Source organism: Flavonifractor porci, from assembly GCF_037572415.1.
GTDB classification, from domain to species: domain Bacteria; phylum Bacillota; class Clostridia; order Oscillospirales; family Oscillospiraceae; genus Flavonifractor; species Flavonifractor porci.
Map to the genome: position 1 here is coordinate 1 of NZ_JBBHLB010000020.1, position 18,590 is coordinate 18,590.

The 18,590-nt window shown below is 59.2% G+C and carries 20 protein-coding genes and 1 tRNA gene; 12 read left to right on the plus strand and 9 right to left on the minus strand.

Translation table 11 applies throughout. The annotated features are described in order from the left end of the window. From WHJ28_RS14210 to WHJ28_RS14250, 9 genes are all read right to left on the minus strand, one after another. A partial coding sequence (locus WHJ28_RS14210; RefSeq protein WP_340042781.1) for an adenine nucleotide alpha hydrolase family protein occupies nt 1-613 on the minus strand: 613 nt, incomplete at its 3' end. Then, nucleotides 610-1,602, minus strand: a complete 993-nt coding sequence (locus WHJ28_RS14215) for a methionine adenosyltransferase domain-containing protein (protein ID WP_340042722.1) — start codon at nt 1,600-1,602, stop codon at nt 610-612. The genes WHJ28_RS14210 and WHJ28_RS14215, both read right to left, overlap by 4 nt. After that, on the minus strand, nt 1,599-2,096 hold the full coding sequence (locus WHJ28_RS14220) for a hypothetical protein (protein ID WP_325247534.1): 498 nt from the start codon (nt 2,094-2,096) through the stop codon (nt 1,599-1,601). The genes WHJ28_RS14215 and WHJ28_RS14220 overlap by 4 nt, the downstream gene beginning before the upstream one ends. Next, entirely contained in the window at nt 2,093-2,989 is an 897-nt protein-coding gene (locus WHJ28_RS14225; protein WP_340042723.1) for a ParB N-terminal domain-containing protein, read from the minus strand. Before WHJ28_RS14225 ends, WHJ28_RS14220 begins: the two co-directional genes overlap by 4 nt. After that, nucleotides 2,989-3,360, minus strand: a complete 372-nt coding sequence (locus WHJ28_RS14230) for a single-stranded DNA-binding protein (RefSeq protein ID WP_340042724.1) — start codon at nt 3,358-3,360, stop codon at nt 2,989-2,991. Before WHJ28_RS14230 ends, WHJ28_RS14225 begins: the two co-directional genes overlap by 1 nt. Before the next feature lie 81 nt (nt 3,361-3,441). Further along, nucleotides 3,442-4,809 (minus strand): MSCRAMM family protein, encoded by a 1,368-nt coding sequence (locus WHJ28_RS14235; protein WP_340042725.1) that lies wholly within the window; start codon nt 4,807-4,809, stop codon nt 3,442-3,444. Next, nucleotides 4,707-5,645 carry a DUF3991 domain-containing protein gene (locus tag WHJ28_RS14240; protein ID WP_340042726.1) on the minus strand — a complete coding sequence of 313 codons (939 nt, stop codon included), beginning with the start codon at nt 5,643-5,645 and terminating at the stop codon, nt 4,707-4,709. Before WHJ28_RS14240 ends, WHJ28_RS14235 begins: the two co-directional genes overlap by 103 nt. A 131-nt stretch (nt 5,646-5,776) precedes the next feature. Beyond that, nucleotides 5,777-6,190, minus strand: coding sequence for a translation initiation factor 2 (locus tag WHJ28_RS14245; RefSeq protein ID WP_340042727.1), 414 nt, complete (start codon nt 6,188-6,190; stop codon nt 5,777-5,779). 344 nt (nt 6,191-6,534) lie between these two features. After that, nucleotides 6,535-6,620 (minus strand) — tRNA-Leu (locus WHJ28_RS14250). A gap of 151 nt (nt 6,621-6,771) precedes the next feature. Between WHJ28_RS14250 and WHJ28_RS14255 the strand changes: the two genes are divergently transcribed. From WHJ28_RS14255 to epsC, 12 genes are all read left to right on the plus strand, one after another. Next, nucleotides 6,772-8,163, plus strand: coding sequence for a hypothetical protein (locus WHJ28_RS14255; protein WP_340042728.1), 1,392 nt, complete (start codon nt 6,772-6,774; stop codon nt 8,161-8,163). A 29-nt stretch (nt 8,164-8,192) separates the two neighbouring features. Further along, a complete protein-coding gene (locus tag WHJ28_RS14260; protein WP_340042729.1) occupies nt 8,193-8,879 on the plus strand; it encodes a response regulator transcription factor in 687 nt (228 codons plus the stop codon). A 463-nt stretch (nt 8,880-9,342) separates the two neighbouring features. Continuing rightward, entirely contained in the window at nt 9,343-10,761 is a 1,419-nt protein-coding gene (locus WHJ28_RS14265; RefSeq protein ID WP_340042730.1) for a sensor histidine kinase, read from the plus strand. Nucleotides 10,762-10,883: 122 nt separating this feature from the next. Further along, complete coding sequence (locus tag WHJ28_RS14270; protein ID WP_340042731.1) at nt 10,884-11,861, plus strand: DUF1385 domain-containing protein; 978 nt, start codon at nt 10,884-10,886, stop codon at nt 11,859-11,861. A 56-nt stretch (nt 11,862-11,917) separates the two neighbouring features. Continuing rightward, nucleotides 11,918-12,781: a peptide chain release factor N(5)-glutamine methyltransferase gene (gene prmC / locus WHJ28_RS14275; RefSeq protein WP_340042732.1), complete on the plus strand. Its 864-nt coding sequence runs from the start codon at nt 11,918-11,920 to the stop codon at nt 12,779-12,781. Between the two features lie 41 nt (nt 12,782-12,822). Then, the gene (gene recA / locus WHJ28_RS14280; RefSeq protein WP_340042733.1) at nt 12,823-13,935 is read left to right on the plus strand and encodes a recombinase RecA; all 1,113 of its coding nucleotides are present in this window, start codon (nt 12,823-12,825) and stop codon (nt 13,933-13,935) included. Continuing rightward, nucleotides 13,922-14,572, plus strand: a complete 651-nt coding sequence (locus WHJ28_RS14285) for a regulatory protein RecX (protein WP_340042734.1) — start codon at nt 13,922-13,924, stop codon at nt 14,570-14,572. The genes recA and WHJ28_RS14285 overlap by 14 nt, the downstream gene beginning before the upstream one ends. Continuing rightward, nucleotides 14,572-15,147 (plus strand): nitroreductase family protein, encoded by a 576-nt coding sequence (locus tag WHJ28_RS14290; RefSeq protein WP_340042735.1) that lies wholly within the window; start codon nt 14,572-14,574, stop codon nt 15,145-15,147. The genes WHJ28_RS14285 and WHJ28_RS14290 overlap by 1 nt, the downstream gene beginning before the upstream one ends. Before the next feature lie 12 nt (nt 15,148-15,159). Next, the gene (gene rimO / locus WHJ28_RS14295) at nt 15,160-16,479 is read left to right on the plus strand and encodes a 30S ribosomal protein S12 methylthiotransferase RimO (RefSeq protein ID WP_340042736.1); all 1,320 of its coding nucleotides are present in this window, start codon (nt 15,160-15,162) and stop codon (nt 16,477-16,479) included. A gap of 6 nt (nt 16,480-16,485) precedes the next feature. Next, complete coding sequence (gene pgsA, locus WHJ28_RS14300; RefSeq protein ID WP_340042737.1) at nt 16,486-17,013, plus strand: CDP-diacylglycerol--glycerol-3-phosphate 3-phosphatidyltransferase; 528 nt, start codon at nt 16,486-16,488, stop codon at nt 17,011-17,013. After that, nucleotides 17,013-17,648: a DapH/DapD/GlmU-related protein gene (locus tag WHJ28_RS14305; RefSeq protein WP_340042738.1), complete on the plus strand. Its 636-nt coding sequence runs from the start codon at nt 17,013-17,015 to the stop codon at nt 17,646-17,648. The genes pgsA and WHJ28_RS14305 overlap by 1 nt, the downstream gene beginning before the upstream one ends. Before the next feature lie 265 nt (nt 17,649-17,913). Further along, the gene (gene epsC / locus WHJ28_RS14310) at nt 17,914-18,579 is read left to right on the plus strand and encodes a serine O-acetyltransferase EpsC (RefSeq protein ID WP_243425952.1); all 666 of its coding nucleotides are present in this window, start codon (nt 17,914-17,916) and stop codon (nt 18,577-18,579) included. The last annotated feature ends 11 nt before the right edge of the window (nt 18,580-18,590 follow it).

Sequence of the window (18,590 nt, forward strand, 5' to 3'; positions counted from 1 at the left end):
CGCCATTGGAAAAGCATAAGTTGTGCCTCGCCGCATAAAAAGTGGCCAGCAGAAATGAACTGCTGGCCGGGGAATTTTTATACTTTTTCACTGTCCTCTTGACGGGTAGCGGTTCAGCCCGCTGGCAGAGCTGCTTTGCATCTTCCTCTGTACAGTTGTACTTGTCCAGTAAGGAGACACGGTTCCCGGCCAATCGAAGCAGCCGTTCCTGCTCGTCCTTGGCGATCCCAATATACTGAACTGTGTCGGGCGGCAGCGATTTTTGGTATCGCAGGATCGGTTTCAGTTTGCAATCTCTCTGAACAGCACACCGTCCGCAGATGGGAAAAGAACGCAGAAGGCCCTTCTTGGGACCACGGGTGATTTTGCCTGTGAAGAGATCCACATACGTTTTCTCACTGCGCAGGACGGTTACCTTCACACCCCTGCGTTCTAAAGCCGGAATGGCGGTGGTGTAGATAAAATCTCGGTGTTCCGGCACCTCGCCGGAGATCTCCTTGTCGAACATGACCTCACAGTATACTGCCTCATCCAGAGGCTCCCCATGTTCCAGAGCCAGTAATATGGTGGCAAGACTGTCCTTACCAAAGGAACAGGAGGCAACATGTTTCAACGGTCCGACACACCTGCTTCCTTGATGCGGCAGGCGTTGCACAGTACCTCCGCTTTCTCCGTCTGCTCCCAGGGCGCGTTCGGATGGGTAAAGTGGCCATAGTTGCAGAACTGAGCGAAGAGGGGCTTGTCCAGTCCCAGGGTGCGGATCATCCCGGCGGGGGTCAGGTCAAAGACCGCCCGCACAGCCCGCTCCAGTACCTCATCCTGGTATTCGCCGGTCCCTTCGGTATCCACGTTGACTGCCACAGGCTCAGCCTTTCCGATGGCATAAGCCAGGGCGACGGTGCAGCGATCCGCCAGACCGGCAGATACAATGTTCTTGGCAATATAGCGCGCCATGTAGGCTCCGCTGCGGTCCACCTTGGTGGAGTCTTTACCAGACAGCGCGCCGCCGCCGTGAGGGGCCAGTCCGCCATAGGTATCCACCATCAGCTTGCGGCCCGTGAGGCCGGTATCCGCCTCAAATCCGCCGTAGACAAACCGCCCGGATGGATTGATCAGGATCTCTGTATTCGTATCGGGCGGCAGCTCCCGCAGTGCGGGCTGGATCACATGGTCCATGAGTTCCGCCTGCAGCTGGCCCAGATCTTTCTCAGGGTCATGCTGGCAGGACAGAACAACCGATGCAAGACGCACGGGGATATCCAGCCCATTCATCTGGCTCTGGATACGGCGACGGATCTGTTTGAGCTGCCGTCTATCACCGCAGCCCTCCAGCACCACATAGCTGCCTTTTCCGTTGGCCAGCACCTCACGCCGCCCGGTATCATCCCGGAGACTGGCCATGAGACGCTGGCCCAGGCGCTTGCGGTAGCTGTCCTGGAGGGCCTCCACATCCCCGCACACGCCATGCTTTTTCAGGATTGCAGCGATCTCGCTGGAGTGGATCTCCATCCCCTCGAACAACGCCTCCAGGATCTCCTGCTCAGCCGCTGGCGGCAGTCTGGGCGGAGCAGTCGGCTTGGCACCCGCGTTTTCCCGGTTCATCGTTCTGCCTCCTTTCGCTTCTTTTGAGGGGAATGCGGCGCTTTTGCAGGCTGCGGATCACCGCGCCAGGTTTCCGGGGCCATGGTATTGATATGGCGGAGCATATCCCGCACGTTTGCACAGGTGAATTCCGGCTGTTCAAATCCATGGCGCTCCGTGTAGATGGTCCACTTATGGGTCTCATGGGGACTGTCCCGTATGACCACAAAATATCTCCCGTTGCGGTCGCCATGTAGCGGCTCAAACCGCATGTCATCATAGAGCGGGCCGGACAGCGGGCAGTTGTTCTTGAACCAGACATAGTAGTGGTCCAGGATATACGGGTCGGTGATCCCCATGACCACCTTGCTCAACTTCTGGAGCCGTCCGGCCAGCGCGTCATCCTGACAGAACCAGTCATACCACCCGGCCTCACACTGAACGGCACGATCTTTCGAGGAAAAATCCCCGGCACGGAACCGCTCCTGCCACTGGCGGACACTCATTTCCGTCATAGCGTCCCCCTCTCCGGCAGGAGGCGCTCCATGAGGTCGGCAATGGTCCGAAACACCTCCGCCAATTCACGAGACTCTTTCACCGTATCTTCCATCTCGTCCCTGGTCATGCGGGTGCATTTAGCCCAGATCCGGACATTTTCCTCTGTGGGGTCCAGCAGGACCGCCTTTTCATACGCCTTGCAGAAGACTCCGGCGATCTTCCCCTCACGGTCGATCTCTGCGTCCTTTTCCTGGATTTCCTTTTTTGCTTTCAGGATGTCCAGCGCCTCCTGGGCGGCCTGCTCTCGCTGCTCCTCCGGCAGATCCTCCACCTGCTTGGTGATCTGGTAGCCCTGATTGATGGACAGTTCCTTCTTGTCCAGCGCCTCCTTGACCGCTGCGGGGGCGTGCTCGTCGATCTGCATCACTTTGCCCATGGTCCGCTCACCCAAGCCAACGGAGTCTGCCAGTTCTTTGCGGGTATCAACAGGAACGGAACTTTCCGGCAATGTTGCCGAAAGGTCAGTTCGCGTACCCTGGTTTGCCTTGGCCCTGGCTTCGATCTCCGGCTTAAGCTTCAGGGCGATCTTGCCCAGCTCCCACTTGTCCAGGTTGCGGCGGCCCTTCTGTGTATCCAGAGCCCACTGCTTGGCCTCCAGCAGATCGTCAAAGGCGAACACCAGCATCTGATAGGGCAGGCCGTGCTTGTCGCACAGGGATTTTCGGTTATGCCCGTCAATGACGACCAGATCCTCATTGACGATGATGAAGGTATAGCACCCATTTTTCAGGAGATCCGCCTCCAGCGCACCGAGCTGCTCCTCGCTCAAAGGCGGGAGCAGCTCGGCCATCTCAGGCAGCACGACAGGGGTGCGCTCTGTGCTGCTGTAAATGATCCCAGTGTTCTTCATCAGGCGGCCTCACACTCGGCCTGGTTCTGCCCGGCAGCGGTTGCATCCTCTGCCCGATGGGGGGAGAGGAGCTCCACCTCCGTAGCCTTGATCAGGAAGCCGGGCTGGCGGGTGGGATCGTCAGAAAAAGTGATGGTCTCGAAGTCGCCGGAGGCGGCCAACTTGCAGCCCTTCCAGGCATAGGCGGCGCAGAACTCGGCCAGGGGACCGCGCACCTTGATGGAGATGAAGTCGGTGAGCCGGTTGCCCTCCTGATCTCGATAGCGGCGGTCCGAGGCAATGCGCAGGATGGCATAGGGCTTGCCCGTGGTTTCGTTCATCTTCAGCTCCACATCATTGGTCAGATTTCCAGTGGCAGTGATCTTCAACATCGTTCATTTCTCCTTTTTCTGTTAGAATAGTTGGTTGTAAGAAAGAGGGGGACTCACAGATTCTGTGAGTCCCCCAAGGGCTTAATACCCCGTCCGGGGCAGGGTGGGAATGACAGGTTTGCCGTACACCGTAGTTACCCAACGGCTGACGGCCTGCACCCACTGGCCGTTGTAGACGCCGCCCACGTCGGCCACATTGACAAAGGAGGTGGAGGCCAGGTTGGCCACGGCGGTGCAGTGGAGGTACGGCTTTTCTACCTGGGCAAAGCCAGCAGGGGCCTGTCCAAAGACGAACATGACCTCTGTGACCCGTTCATTGCTGGCAAGGCCCAGTGCGGTGGCCGAGGCAGCCAGGGTGTAGTTCTTGCTGGTGGACAGGTTGTCTGCCAGGGTCCGATACTCGCCGCCGTTCACACGATAGGTGATCTTATAGGTGCCAGGGAAGTTATAGGTTCCGGTGACCACCGTGTCCAGCCGTACTTCTGCGGGAAGGGTATCGCGCCAATAAAAGTTGTCCAGCCGGACATTGGAGCTATTGGCGATGCCGGAGAAGGTATAGCGTACCGGCTGGCCTGCCATGATCTCCTTGGGGCCGGTTTTGGTGATGGATACGCCGGTAGTCAGGCTCTTGTTGGTCACCTCAAATTTGACGATCTGTCCCTCATGTTCCAGATAGGCGGTGAGTTCCGTTTCATTTACGCCGTAATTGGCCGGAGCCTTGACCTCACGGATGGTATAGCGGGAGAGAGGCAAAGGTTTGGACACGGCCAGCCCTCGGCTGTCAGAGCGGATGGTGTCCACTAGATTACCCGCCTTATCATAGATTTCAAATACAGCCCCCTCCAGCAGCGTTCCCGCAGGCAGGCCGTTGGTGGGGTTGTAGTCGGCAGACTTCTTGACGATCTGGATCTGGCCTGTGATGGCCCGGTTTTCCCAGGTGATTTCCGTGGTCTCGCCCGGCTTTATATAGACGGTTTTCAGCTGTTCGTCTACGATGTAGCCCTCGTTCTCCAGCTCCCGCAGATACACCTTGCCAGACAGCTCCAGGGTGTCAATGTAGGCGTATCCGTTCTGGTCGGTGGTGAACTGATCCACCGGATTCATGTTGCTGTCATAGAGCAGGAAGGTCACGCCGTAAATGCCCTTTCGGGTGTCTGCGTCGATCTTGTGCAGCAGGATGCCGGAGAATGCCTTGTTGGTCACAGTCTTTCTGGTGATCTCCCCATCCTTTACGGTGAAGTAGATGGGTGTGGGGTCCAATTTGAAGGTATCCGGGCAATCGGTTTCCACGGCATAGTAGTTGTCAGCCTCCAAGGGCAAGAACACTTTTCCATCCTTCCCGGTGGTCACGGTGTCCACCAGAGCGTCGTCGCTGACGCGGCGGATCTCAAACGTGACTCCAGGGATGGTCTCTGCCTGATCAACCTCATTGACTTTGGTAATCTCCACGCCGCCCACCGGCGCATTGTAGAACCAGAGTTCCTGTGTACGCAGAACATTTCTCGGAGCTTTTGGGTTGCCTGCCGACCATGTTCATCGTTATCCAGGCACAGAATAATCCGGCGTATGTGTGGGTTGTCTCGCAGATAGGTCCGCAGTCCTCCTTCGTACAGCCCACACAGCGCCACCGCGTTGGAGGTCACTTTCCGGTGCAGGGTGCAGAAGCTCATCAGGTCGATTGGGGCCTCAAAGACAAGAACTGCATCATGCTTCTTGCTGCAGTGAAGTCGAAATGCGATGTCCTTATTGCTGCCTGGGACATCCCCCTTAAAGCTGCTGCCGTTCCGATCATAGGTTCCTCGTTGGTTGGCAAATACCGGCGCTCCTGATTGGTCCCGGCCAACAAAGACACAGTTGTGATGCTGGGCGTCCTCGTACAGCAATCCAGCCTCCACAAAGCCCCGGATCACTTGGGGTGCGATCCCACGCTTGCGGAGATAGGCAAACACCCTGCGGTGATCCACGTTGGCAGGTGGGAGGGTAAAGGGAACTTTTTTCTCCTTTTCCTTGGCCTGCCGCGAAGTGCTCACCGGGGGAGAGTCACGGGCGCGGCCATGCCAGGTCAGCAGGTATTCCACCGCCTCCGGGAAACTTTTGTTGCAGAACCGCTGGAGGAATGTGATGGCGTCTCCGCCGATGCCCTCTGAGTAGCGGAACCAGGTACGTCTGTCCTTGATTCGGATGCTGTCCATCTCCTGCGTGGTGTAGTACCTGCCGATCCGCTTCACCTGGTAGCCCAGGGAGATCAACAGATCCGGAAGGTCTGTGTCTCGGACAGTGGCCATTTCAGCCTCTGTAAAACGAGTCCTTTCTGCTGTTTGCATCATGTCACCTCCTTCTCGAGAAAACAAAAAAGGGGCCGGAGGACACATCCGCTTGAGATGTGCCCTCCGGCCCCTTGCTTTGACTCCTTGTGTTATTGTTCGATGTCCACTGTGTCTCTCTCCGCCTCCGCACTGGCCTTGCTGGCATCTGGGGTGGTACCGGCGGCTCCACTGTCCTCCGGGGCCAGGCTGGCTTCGGTTTCCGCCAGCGCCTGCTCGATCAGGCCCAGGACGAAGTCCCGCTGGGTGAGCTTTACGCCGGTCCGAGCCGTTTCTTTGGCCAGGTGGGTCTTGATGCGCTGGAAGAGTCCCTCGGGGATCTGGAATGCCATCGTTCTGCTGCCTGTCATGTTGATTCCTCCATTCTCATCCTTCATCTTGTAGTATTCAGTGAGCAATGCTGCGATGTACTGGCTGGTGGTCATCTCCAGGCGGTCTTTTTCTTCTGTTACCCGGTTGTGCAGGGTGATGTCGATTTGAGCGCATAGGTTTTTCTTGTCTGCCATGGTCTGCTCTCCTTTCCTCGTTTTGCAACGCAAGTATATCCAAAACCATGTCAGAAAGCTATTACCAAGACCACCAAGGAACCAAGGACAAAGCAAGCAATACCACCAACTGAAACAGCCGCGCAATACAAAGAGAGAAGCCCCCGTTGGCCGTTCGATTGGAACTGCCAGCGGGGGCTTCTCTCGCTGTTTTTTCTTTGCTCAGAGGTTCGAATCACCCCACATCACGAAAATGGCCTTTTGCATCTCCATCTCGGCTGGTGCTCGATTTTTCCCTCTGAAACGGCTGAAACCCTTGCCGCAGCAAGGGTTTCAGGGGTTGCATCTTTTTCAGCAACCTTAGTTGGTGCCGGTGGTGGGACTCGAACCCACACGGTGTTGCCACCAACGGATTTTGAATCCGTCACGTCTACCATTCCATCACACCGGCGTCCAATATGCGGTCTGGATGGTATTATACACGAATTGTGGACAGATGGCAAGCCCTGTCCTCAGAATAAATTCAGAAAACGCCATACCATTTCATCGGAAGATGTGTTATGATAACAATATCGAAAATTCCCACGGAGGGCAGAAAATCCATGAAAAAACTCAGACTGATTCTGGCGGCAGGGCTGTTGATGCTGCTGACAGGCTGCTTTTCCCAATCGGTGGACGACCTTTACGCCCCGCCGCGAGCGCCGGACGACTATCTGAAACTGGATAACAAAATCAATGAGGTCCTCAACGCCGGCGGCGAGTATGCCGCCCCCCTCACCGGAGAACTGACCCAGAAAGTGCAGCTTCAGGATCTGGACGGCGACGGCGTGCAGGAGGCCATCGCTTTCTTCCGGGTCAGTTCGTCAGAGCGGCCCTTGAAAATCTACATCTACCGCCAGACCGGAGACGACTATGAGGTGGCGGCCATCATCGAAGGAGAAGGCTCGGCCATCAACTATGTCTCCTATGTGAATCTGGATGACAGTCCCAGCAAGGAGATCATCGTCAGCTGGCAGATGATGAGCGATCAAAACCATTCTCTGGCTGCCTATTCCATTCACAACGGTCAGGTACTGGAACTGATGCGCACCAATTATACCAACTTCCAGATCTGTGACATGGATCAGGACGGCCAAAACGAGATCGTGGTGGTCCAGACCGGCGCCACTGAGGAGAGCAACCGGGTGGAGCTGTACAACTACCGAAATGGTATCCTGGGGCTGGATTCTTCCGCGCCGTTGTCCCGCAATGTGACCGGCCTGCCGGAGGGCGGGGTGAAAACCGGCTATTTACAGGACAATATCCCGGCTGTCTTTGTCAGCTCTGCCTACGGGCGCAGCGGCAGCGAGACCGATTACAATTCCAGCACCGCCTACAGCCAGACCGGGCAGATCACCGATATTTTTGCCTGGAAAAACGGCCGTATCCAGAACATTACCCTGGACCCGGCTACCGGCGAGAGCGACAACACCATCCGGTGGTATACAGCAGTGACCGCCAAGGACATCAATAATGACGGTATTATGGAGCTGCCCGACCCCTACGCCCTGCCCGATCCCAGCAGCACCAGTATTGCCGTGAATTTCTGGGCCATCCGCTGGCGGCAGTACGACATCAACGGCAACTCCCATCCGGTCTTTTCCACCTACTATAATGACCAGGACGGCTGGTATTTTATTCTGCCGGACAGCTGGGACGGCAAGATCACGCTGTCCCGCAGCGACGTGGCAGGCGGAGGAGAGCGGGCGGTCATCTTCTCCTACTGGGAGGGGGATGCCGGTGTGGACCCGGCGCCCTTCCTGGTAATCTACACCCTGCGGGGCGACAACCGCTATATGCGGGCCAATATGTCGGGGCGGTTCCGGTTGCTGGCAGGGGATGACGACCGGGATACCATTTACGCTGCCCGCTTTATCCAGAACAGTTGGGACTGCGGACTGGATGAGAGCGGCGTAAAGGCGCACTTTGCACTGATTACCAACGACTGGTCCTGACATGGACGGAAATATAAGGAGGGAATGGGATGAAAAAGGTACTCGTGCTGGAAGACGAGTCCAACATCCGCAGCTTTGTGGTGATCAACCTGAAGCGGGCAGGCTATGAGGCCATTGAGGCCGAGACCGGTGAGGAGGCTCTGGCCCAGCTTAAGCGCAACCCGGATATCAAGGTGGCGCTGCTGGATATCATGCTGCCGGACATGGACGGCTTTGAGGTATGCCGCCGTATCCGGGCGGGGGACAATAACATCGGCATTATCATGCTTACCGCACGCACCCAGGAAATGGATAAAGTTACCGGGCTGATGACCGGCGCCGACGACTATGTGACCAAGCCCTTTTCCCCGGCGGAGCTTACCGCCCGCATTGACGCTCTGTACCGCCGCACCGGCGGGGCCGAGGCGGTGGATACCGGTGAGATTAGTCAGCCGCCATTCCTGCTGAACACCCGCAACCGCACCCTGGAAAAGAACGGCCAGCGGGTCAAGCTGACCCAGGTGGAGTATTCCATCATGAAGCTGTTTATGGACAATCCGGGGAAGGCTCTGTCCCGGGAGGAAATTTTGGACTCGGTGTGGGGCCGGGATTACTTCGGAGAACTGAAGATCGTGGACGTGAATATCCGCCGCCTGCGGATCAAAATCGAGGACGACCCGACCAATCCTTCTTTTATAACAACGGTATGGGGGTACGGCTACAAGTGGGGATTCTGACCCAGCCCGAAGTCGTCCTCGATACCCGCCTTTGGCGGGGCGGCGCTTGAGCCGTACAAGCGTTTTGGCGTAGCCAAAACCTTGGCGCAGGCGGAATTCATTTCCGCCGCGCAGATATAAAATGGGACCCCCGCAAAACCTGTTTTGCGGGGCGGACGACCCGACCAATCCTTCTTTTATAACAACGGTATGGGGGTACGGCTACAAGTGGGGCTTTTAAACCCGCTGCTATGTAGCAGTGCCAGTCCCACATCATACCCAAAGAGAGCCCAGCGAAGCGGGTCTCTTTGGGAGAGGAGGCGCAAGGGAGCGGATGAGGGATAGCCTTCAGGCTGTCCCGAAGAGAGCGGACTTTGTGCCGACGACGTATGGGGGTACGGCTACAAACGGGGGTTCTGACGGCGGCCGCCCGGCCCTGTGACGCGCTATCTTTTATCAAACCCAGGTGGTGAAACATCGACCTATGAAGAAAATCAAAGGCATCCGCGGCATTCGGAAGCGGTGGATGGTCAACTCCATCAGCGTGGTGCTCTTTATCGTGCTGCTGGCGGTGACCGCCTTTTCCGCGGCCATGGGCAGTTATTACTACTCCACCCTCAGCGAATCCCTGTCCCAGAAGGCGGAAAGCGCGGTGCGCAGCTTCAACTACTACCGTACCAGCGGCGACTCCTACTATGAGTATGCCCGTACCCTGGTGGGCGGGGACCAGTCCAGCGACCGGCTGGAGGTGGAGTTTCTGGACGCCGGCGGCCAGATCCGTTACTCCAGTTCCGACCTGACCGCCTTCCGTTCTCCGGGCACCCCCGACATCTCCAAGGCGCTGAGCCAGGGCAAGACCGAGGTGTGGACCGGCTCTGATCCCAGCACCGGGGAGCATATCATGGCGGCCACCAGCCCCCTCATTATCAACGGGGAAGTGGTGGGAGCTATGCGCTATGTTACCTCCCTGCGCAATGTGGACTGGCAGATCATCATCGTGGTGGCCATCTCCCTGGGCATCGGCATGGTGATCCTGGCCATCGTTTATTTTTCCAACCTGTACTTTGTTCGTTCCATCGTGGAGCCGGTGGCGGGGATCACGGAGACGGCAAAGCGCATTGCCGCCGGGTCCTACGGCGTGCAGATCGAAAAACGCTTTGACGACGAGATCGGCGATCTGACCGACGCCATCAATGATATGTCCCTGAAGATCAACCAGAGCGAGAAGATGAAGAACGAATTTATCTCCTCGGTATCCCACGAACTGCGTACCCCTCTCACCGCTATCAACGGCTGGGCGGAAACCATCATGCATGGAGAGGTGCGGGACGGCGCGGATGTGAAGAAGGGCATGGGCATCATCGTCTCAGAGGCCCGGCGGCTTACCAATATGGTGGAGGAGCTGCTGGAGTTCTCCCGCATTCAGGACGGCCGGTTTACCCTGTCGGTGGAGCCCATGGACATCAAGGCGGAGCTGGAGGATGCGGTGTATACCTACCGGGAGTTCTTCCGCCGGGAGGGCATCGAGCTCAACCACTTCGACTGCGATGAGGAGTTCCCGCCCATTGAGGGCGACCCGGAGCGGCTGCGGCAGGTGTTTTGCAACCTGCTGGACAACGCCGCCAAGCACGGCGGTTCCGGCAAGCGCATTGATACCGCCATCTGCCGGGAGGCGGATATGGTGGTCATTACCATCCGGGACTATGGCCCCGGCATCCCGGAGGAGGAGCTGCCCCACGTCAAATATAAGTTCTACAAAGGCTCCTCCAAGGCCAGAGGCTCCGGCATCGGCCTGGCTGTCTGCGACGAGATCGTCAGCCGCCATGAGGGAGTGCTGGAGATCGGCAACGCCGAGGGGGGCGGCTGTATCGTCACCGTCCGTCTGCCCATCCAGCCTCAGTGAGGAAATAATAGGGCAATCGAACATTTGTTTTAAAAAAGAGGCCCGCACCCCTTGCAATCGGGGTGCGGGTCTGATACAATATATTAGATATGAATCCAAACAGCAAGGAGAACATGGAACGAATGTCAAAACAGACGAAACGCGCCTGCGACACGCCATACAAGACCATGATCGGCGGTCAGGCCCTTATCGAAGGCATCATGATGCTGGGGCCGGAGAAAAAGGCTGTGGTGGTCCGCAAGCCGGACGGGGAGCTGGCCGAACAGGTGGAGGAGCGGGTGCTTATCAAGGACAAGCACCCCATACTGGGAGTGCCCTTTATCCGGGGCGTCTTTAATTTCTGTTCCTCCATGGCCAACGGCGTCAAGGCTCTGATGTACTCTGCGTCTTTTATGCCCGAGGACGAGGAGCCGGAGGAACCCTCTAAATTTGAGCGGTGGCTGGACAAGCATCTGGGCAGCGAAAAGGCGGCCTCCGCTCTGGTGACGCTGGCGGTGGTGCTGGGGATCTGTTTCTCGGTGGGGCTTTTTATCCTGCTGCCCACCGCTCTGGTAGGCCTGCTGGGGCATTTTACCCCCCTGGCCATGTGGCTGCGCAACCTGCTGGAGGGTGTGGTCCGCATCGTGATTTTTGTGGGCTACCTGATTTTGTGCGCCCATATGAAGGATATCCGCCGGGTATTCCAGTACCACGGAGCAGAACACAAGACCATCTTCTGCTATGAACACGGCCTGCCTCTGACGGTGGAAAATGTTCGTAAGCAGCCCCGGCACCATCCCCGCTGCGGCACCAGCTTCCTCTTCGTGGTGATCGTGGTGAGCATCCTGCTGTCCAGCGTGGTGTTTTCCTTTGTGGAGGTGACCAACACCTTCCTGCGGATGGGCCTGCATCTGCTGATGCTGCCGGTGATCGTCAGCCTGACCTATGAATTTAACCGCATGGTAGGCCGGCATGACAACTGGTTTACCCGCTTTATGTCCGCCCCTGGTATGTGGCTCCAGAACTGGACCACCTTTGAGCCGGACGACTCCATGATCGAGGTGGGTATCCGGGCTTTTACTCTGGTGCTGCCTCAGGAGCAGGGCAAAGATCGGTGGTAACACCCAATAACGGTGTTTTGAGAGAGAGAACAAGAGAGACGAGGAGTGGTTACAGCATGGCAACCACCTACAACAACCTCTATCTGGACGCGCGCCGCCGCCTGCGGGAAGCAGGGGTGGAAGGCGCCCAGCTGGAGGCCCGGGAGCTGGTGTGCGCCGCCGCCGGAAAGAGCCGGGAACAGTATTACCGGGACATGGCCCTCTACGCTTCCGACGCGGTGGAGGAGAAGCTGAAGGAACTGGTGGAGCGGCGGCTGTCCGGGGAGCCGGTGGCCTACATCATTGGAGAGTGGGAATTTTACGGACTGTCCCTTACCGTCAACCGGGATGTGCTCATCCCCCGTATGGATACCGAGCTGCTGGCCGAGCGGGCCATTCTGCTGGCCCGGGCGGCAGGGGAGGGGGCAAGGGTGCTGGATCTGTGCGCCGGCAGCGGCTGTGTGGGTCTGGCGGTGGCCTCCAATGTGCCCGACTGCCGGGTGGTGCTGGCCGACCTCAGTGAGGGGGCACTGAAAACCTGTAAGCAGAACATCCGCCGGTGTGATCTGAACGCCCGGGTGACCTGCTTCCAGGCAGACGCTCTCCAGCCTCCTGATGGTGCGCTGTGGGATTTTGATGTGATCGCCTGCAATCCCCCCTATATCCCCACCGGAGATATTGCCGGACTGGACCGGTGCGTCCGGGATTTTGAGCCTCGTACCGCGCTGGACGGGGGCGACGACGGCCTGGATTTCTACCGGGCGGTGACTGCCCAGTGGGGCCCCGCTTTGCGGCTGGGCGGCTCCCTCCTTTTTGAGGTGGGGATTGGACAGGCTCCGGATGTGGAGCGGCTGCTGATTGAGCAGGGCTTCTCCAACGTGCAGTCCAGCCAGGACACCCAGGGCATCTGGCGTGTGGTGGAAGGCGTTTTGAATCGGTAAGGGCGGGCTTCTGGCCCGCCGTGAAAGGATGAAAAGGATACATGGCAGACAAGAAGAAATCTGTGGTGGAGAGCGCCGCTCCCGCCTCTGACAAGAAAAAGGCGCTGGAGACCGCCATGGCCCAGATCGAGAAGGCCTACGGCAAGGGCTCCATCATGCGTCTGGGCGACAACGCCGACATCGTGGTGGAGGCCATCCCCACCGGCTCCCTGTCCCTGGACCTGGCCCTGGGCATCGGCGGCGTCCCCAAAGGACGTATCATCGAGATTTACGGCCCCGAGTCCTCCGGTAAGACCACTCTGGCCCTCCACATCGTGGCTGAGGCCCAGAAGCGGGGCGGCGAGGTGGCCTTCATCGACGCCGAGCACGCTCTGGACCCCTACTACGCCCGGGCTCTGGGGGTGGACATCGACTCCATGCTCATCTCCCAGCCCGATACCGGCGAGCAGGGCCTGGAGATCTGTGAGGCCCTGGTGCGCTCCGGCGCCATCGACGTGGTGGTGGTGGACTCGGTGGCTGCCCTGACCCCCCGTGCCGAGATCGAGGGCGACATGGGCGACTCCCATGTGGGTCTGCTGGCCCGCCTCATGAGCCAGGCTCTGCGGAAGCTGGCCGGCTCCATTGCCAAGACCAATTGTGTGGTCATCTTCATCAACCAGCTGCGTGAGAAGGTGGGCGTCATGTACGGCAACCCGGAGGTCACCACCGGCGGCCGGGCTCTGAAGTTCTACGCCTCCGTCCGCATGGATGTGCGCCGGGTGGAGTCTCTGAAGAACGGCTCTGAGATCATTGGTAACCGCACCCGGGTCAAGGTGGTCAAGAACAAAGTTTCTCCTCCCTTCAAGGAGGCGGAGTTTGACATCATGTACGGCGAGGGCATCTCCAAAGTGGGCGAGATCCTGGATCTGGCCACCAAGCTGGACCTGGTGCAGAAGTCGGGGTCCTGGTTCGCCATGGGTGAGACCCGTCTGGGTCAGGGCCGGGACGCCGCCAAGCAGTATCTGAAGGACAACCCGGAGGTGCTGGACCGGCTGGAGGCCGACATCCGGAAGAATTCCTACAAACTGATGAGCAGCCAGGCCCGGGCCGCTGCCCGTGCCGCCGGCCGGGCGGTAGACGTGTCCGCCGAGGACTTCGAGGATGCGGATCAGTAAGCTGGCCCCCTCGGAGCGCATTCAAGGACGCTGGCTGTGTCACCTGGAGGATGGGACCATCCTCCGCATCACAGAAAATGAGATCGTCGCCTTTGGACTGTGCTCCGGCCTGGAGCTGAGTCCGGAGCAACTGGAGCAGGTGGGACGGGCCGCCAGAGCCGCCGCCGTGCGGGACAAGGCCCTGGACCTGCTTTCTGCCCGGCCCCTGTCCCGAAAGGAACTGGTGGACAAGCTGACCGCCCGGCCCCGAAATAAGGACAAGGAGCCTCTGGCTGACCGGGAGAGCGCCGAAGCGGCGGCCGACCGGCTGGAGGAGCTGGGTTACCTGAACGACGAGGCCTATGCCCGTACAGTGGCCGACCACTACGCCGCCAAGGGGTGGGGCCCGGCCCGCATCCGGGACGAACTCTACCGCCGGGGTGTGCCCCGAGACTATTGGGACGGCGTCCTGGAGGATCTGGAGTCCCCCGACGATGCCATCGACGCGTTTTTGCAGAAAAAACTCCGTGGAGCGGATCTCACTGACCCCAAAAGTTATCAACGGGCGGCCAACGCCCTGGCCCGCCGGGGGTTCCGGTGGGAGGATATCAAGGAGGGCCTGCGCCGGTACGGCGCGGCCATGGAGGAGGAATTCTGATGGATACCCGCGAAGCCCTGATGACCCGCCGCAGCATCCGCCGCTACAAGGCAGATCCCATTCTGGAGGCCGATCTAAAGGAGATCCTGGAGGCCGGTCTGGCCGCGCCCTCCGCCATCAATATGCAGCACTGGCACTTTGTGGCCGTCCGGAGCCCTGAAGCTCTGGAGGAGGTCAAGGCCATCATGGGCGGGGTGGTGGAGAAGTTCACTCCGGTGCTGGAGCAGCGCTTTGCCCGCCACCCGGAGCAGGTTGGCATCACCAACAAGTTCCTGTCCACCCTGGGAGGCGCGCCGGTATGTGTGCTGGTGTTCTTCCTCAAGCCTGACTATCCCGACCGGGACGGCGCCATGCAGAGCGTGTCTGCCGCCATTGAAAATATACTGCTGGCCGCCTGGGACAAGGGGATCGGTTCCTGTTGGCTGTCCGCCCCCCAGCGTATGGGCTTCGGTCCCGCCTTTCAGGAGCGGTTCGCTCCTGACAAGGGAGAATTTGTGGCGGCCATTACCCTGGGCTATCCCGATCAGCAGCCCCAAATGCCCCCCCGCAGGGAGGGCAGATATACCATCGTATAAGGAGGCAGTCTCTTGAAGATTGCATTTGTATCCCTTGGCTGTGCCAAGAATTTGGTGAATACCGAGCAGATGATGGCCCTGGTGAAGGCTGCCGGCCATACCGTGACCGGCGAGGCCGAGGGGGCCGATGTGGCGGTGCTCAATACCTGCGGCTTTATTGATTCCGCCAAGAGTGAGGCCATCCAGAATATTCTGGAGCTGGCTGCCCTGAAGGAACAGGGCAAGCTGGGCAAGCTGCTGGTGGCGGGCTGTCTGACCCAGCGCTACCAGGACGAGATCCTGGAGGAGCTGCCTGAGATCGACGGCATCCTGGGTACCGGCAGTTATACCGACATCGTGCCCGCCATCGAGTCCGTTATGGAAGGGGATACCCCCACCTACTTCGGGGATATCGACCACACCATCGAGGACGGAGCGCGTATGGTCTCCACGCCCTCCTATACCGCCTTCCTGAAGATCGCCGAGGGGTGCGACAACCGGTGTGCCTACTGTGTCATTCCCTCCCTCCGGGGACGGTACCGCAGCCGCACGATGGAGTCTCTGCTCTCCGAGGCCAAGAAGCTGGCCGACGACGGGGTGCAGGAGCTTATCATCATTGCTCAGGATATCACCCGGTACGGCACCGACCTGTACCACAAGCGGATGCTGCCCGAATTGCTGACCGAGCTGTGCAAGCTGCCCTTCCACTGGGTGCGGCTCCACTATCTGTACCCCGATGAGCTGGATGACGCCCTCATCGACGTCATCGCCCGGGAGCACAAGATCCTCAAGTATATCGACATCCCCCTGCAGCATATCAATGACCGTATCCTCAAGGCCATGAACCGCCGCTCCACCAAGGCGGAGATCATCGCCCTGCTGAAGAAGCTGCGGGACCGGCTGCCCGGTCTGGTGCTGCGTACCTCCCTCATCTGCGGCCTGCCCGGTGAGACGGAGGAGGAGTTTGAGGAGCTGTGCGACTTCCTGCGGGAGAGCGGCATCGAGCGGGCGGGTATCTTCCAGTTCTCTCCTGAAGAGGGGACCCCCGCCGCAACTATGCCCGACCAGGTGGACCCGGATACCGCCAAGCGGCGGGTGGAGCTGCTGGTGGAGCTCCAGAGCCGGGTGATGGACGCCTGGAACGAGAGCCGCCTGGGGGAGACCCTGGAGGTGCTGTGCGAGGGCTTTGATCAGGAGATGGGCTGCTACGCCGGCCGTTCCTATGCTGATTCCCCCGACGTGGACGGCAAGGTGTTCTTTACCGCCGCCGGCCTGGTGCCTGCGGGGACCTTTGTCAATGTGCGTATTACCGGCACCAGTGATGGTGATCTGACCGGGGAAATAGAGGAGTGACATAGTTTGAATACCGCCAATAAGCTGACTTTGCTTCGGGTACTGCTCATCCCCGTCTTTCTGGTGGTGCTCTACCTCCAGTTCCCCTTCCATATGTACTATGCTCTGGCTGTGTTCATCCTGGCCAGCGTCACCGATTTTGTGGACGGCTATATTGCCCGTCACTACAACATGATCACCGACTTCGGCAAGTTCATGGACCCTCTGGCGGACAAGATGCTGGTCATGGCCGCCATGCTGTGGTTCGTGGAGATGAACCGTTTCCCTGCCTGGGCCCTGCTCATCGTGGTGGTGCGGGAATTCGCCGTCACCGGCCTGCGGCTCATCGCTGTGGAGCGGGGAAGGGTCATTGCCGCCGCCTGGTCGGGTAAGATCAAGACTGCTTCCACCATGGTGTGCATCTGCCTCATGCTGGTGTTCCACCACCTGACCCTGGACGTGGTGTGCGTGGCCGTCATTTTGGCTACCACCATCTACTCCGGCATCGAGTATTTTGTAAAAAATAAGGATGTCATCGACTGGAGTAAGCTGTAATGCTGGACTTTACCAGGACCCTGGAGGAAGACCGGCCCCTGATTCATCCTACCTGCGTGGTGAAAAACTGCACCTTTGGCCGGTATGTGGAGCTGGGGGACCACTGTATCGTGGAGGAGACCCATGTGGGGGACTACACCTATCTCTTCGGGTCCAACGATGTGATCTACTCCCACATCGGTAAGTTCAACTCCATTGCCACCGGGGTACGCATCAACCCGGTGCAGCACCCGGCCAAGACCCGGGCGGCAGCCCACCATTTCACCTACCGCTGCGCCCACTATGGTTTTGGGCCGGACGATCAGGCTCTGCTCCAGTGGCGGCGGGACAACCACCATGTCACCACGGGCAATGACGTGTGGATCGGCCACAACGCCGTTATCATGGCGGGGGTCACCCTGGGCCACGGTGCGGTGGTGGGGGCGGGCGCCGTGGTCACCCACGACGTAGCCCCCTATGAGATCGTAGGGGGCGTACCCGCCCGTCACATCGGCTGGCGGTATGACGAGGACACCATCGCTGCCCTCCTGCGTATCCAGTGGTGGGACTGGAGCCATGAGGAGCTGAAGGAGCAGCTGCGGGACTTTGACGATGTGGCCGCCTTCTGTGTCAAGTATGACCCGGGCGTTGGGTAACTTGACACCAAAAGGAAAACGTGGTAGTATACTATGGTAACCTAATAGCGCGAGGAACGGAAATAGTACCCAGCGAGTACCCGCCAGAGAGGGAACGTCACCGGCTGAGAGCGGTCCCAGGGAGTAACTGGAGAATGTGCGTCCGGGAGCGCGGGGGATGTGGATGCCCCCCGGCTGGCCCCGTCATCGGCCTTTGAGTGAGAAATGAGAGTGGAACCGCGATCTGATCGCCTCTTATGCGTATGCGTAAGAGGCGTTTTTCTTTTTGGAGGTGTTTTCCCTGACCCGACTTGGCGAGACCCTGCGGGCCTATCAGGCCCGCGACCCGGCGGCCCGCAGCCGCCTGGAGATCTTTTTGCTCTATCCCGGCGTACACGCCATCATCTACCACCGCCTGGCCCATTTCCTCTACCGGCACCACCTGAAGTTCCTGGCACGGTTCGTCAGCCAGTGGAGCCGGTTCTGGACCGGCATTGAGATCCACCCCGGCGCCAAGATCGGCCGCCGGTTCGTCATTGACCACGGCATGGGCATCGTCATCGGCGAGACCGCCGAGATCGGCGACGACTGCCTCATCTACCACGGTGTCACTCTGGGCGGTACCGGCAAGGACCAGGGCAAGCGCCATCCCACCCTGGGCAACAACGTGCTGGTGTCTACCGGCGCCAAGGTACTGGGTCCCTTCAAGGTGGGAGACAACTCCCGCATTGCCGCCAACGCGGTGGTGCTCAGCGAGATCCCGCCCAACGCCACCGCCGTGGGCGTGCCCGCCCGGGTGGTGCGTATCGCCGGGGAGAAGGTGGACTACGCCTCCTCCGTGGACCAGATCCACGTCACCGACCCGGTACAGAAAGAATTGCAGGCCATCAGTTCCCGGCTGGAGTGGCTGGAAAAACTGATGGATGAACAGGCCAGAAGCCAAAATCAATAAGGAGCGAATTG

Coding starts and splice junctions, on each gene's coding strand:
- WHJ28_RS14230 (WP_340042724.1), bottom strand. CDS start 3,360: ATGTTGAAGATCACTGCCACTGGAAATCTGACCAATGATGTGGAGCTG.
- WHJ28_RS14270 (WP_340042731.1), top strand. CDS start 10,884: ATGTCAAAACAGACGAAACGCGCCTGCGACACGCCATACAAGACCATG.
- WHJ28_RS14285 (WP_340042734.1), top strand. CDS start 13,922: ATGCGGATCAGTAAGCTGGCCCCCTCGGAGCGCATTCAAGGACGCTGG.
- WHJ28_RS14225 (WP_340042723.1), bottom strand. CDS start 2,989: ATGAAGAACACTGGGATCATTTACAGCAGCACAGAGCGCACCCCTGTC.
- WHJ28_RS14305 (WP_340042738.1), top strand. CDS start 17,013: ATGCTGGACTTTACCAGGACCCTGGAGGAAGACCGGCCCCTGATTCAT.
- WHJ28_RS14240 (WP_340042726.1), bottom strand. CDS start 5,645: ATGGCCACTGTCCGAGACACAGACCTTCCGGATCTGTTGATCTCCCTG.
- WHJ28_RS14265 (WP_340042730.1), top strand. CDS start 9,343: ATGAAGAAAATCAAAGGCATCCGCGGCATTCGGAAGCGGTGGATGGTC.
- WHJ28_RS14290 (WP_340042735.1), top strand. CDS start 14,572: ATGGATACCCGCGAAGCCCTGATGACCCGCCGCAGCATCCGCCGCTAC.
- recA (WP_340042733.1), top strand. CDS start 12,823: ATGGCAGACAAGAAGAAATCTGTGGTGGAGAGCGCCGCTCCCGCCTCT.
- WHJ28_RS14255 (WP_340042728.1), top strand. CDS start 6,772: ATGAAAAAACTCAGACTGATTCTGGCGGCAGGGCTGTTGATGCTGCTG.
- WHJ28_RS14215 (WP_340042722.1), bottom strand. CDS start 1,602: ATGAACCGGGAAAACGCGGGTGCCAAGCCGACTGCTCCGCCCAGACTG.
- WHJ28_RS14220 (WP_325247534.1), bottom strand. CDS start 2,096: ATGACGGAAATGAGTGTCCGCCAGTGGCAGGAGCGGTTCCGTGCCGGG.
- WHJ28_RS14245 (WP_340042727.1), bottom strand. CDS start 6,190: ATGGCAGACAAGAAAAACCTATGCGCTCAAATCGACATCACCCTGCAC.
- prmC (WP_340042732.1), top strand. CDS start 11,918: ATGGCAACCACCTACAACAACCTCTATCTGGACGCGCGCCGCCGCCTG.
- WHJ28_RS14260 (WP_340042729.1), top strand. CDS start 8,193: ATGAAAAAGGTACTCGTGCTGGAAGACGAGTCCAACATCCGCAGCTTT.